Annotated in this window: 1 pseudogene; it reads left to right on the top strand. The window is 33.5% G+C overall.

From position 1 onward, the window contains the following. Positions 1-189 (top strand): annotated as a pseudogene (locus QP363_RS13015) (hypothetical protein); the annotation flags it as partial. Positions 190-284 lie beyond the last annotated feature (95 nt).

Here is a 284-nt window from a genome sequence, read left to right as displayed (position 1 = left end):
AACCATACTTCAATTGCAGAAGGAAAATCAACAGCTAAAAATTATGATGTTGTCTTTACTCCTTTAAACTTTGTGAATATGTTTGACCAAGCGGCTAAATCAGGAGTAACAGTTATTGGTGTCCAAAACGTCATGTCAGCAAAAGAAGTAAAACAAAGAATTGAAGAAAGCGACCTCAAACCTGAATAGGCTATTTGGATAGATATTTATGAAAGAAAGGGAAGAAGATAAAAATGTCCTTACCTAAATTACAAATTGCTTGTGACCACAATGATTTACCTAGT

Source organism: Corynebacterium sp. UMB6689, from assembly GCF_030215295.1.
GTDB classification, from domain to species: Bacteria; Actinomycetota; Actinomycetes; order Mycobacteriales; family Mycobacteriaceae; genus Corynebacterium; species Corynebacterium aurimucosum.
The sequence above is the reverse complement of the archived record's forward strand: the minus strand, read 5'-3'. Positions and strand labels throughout refer to the sequence as shown.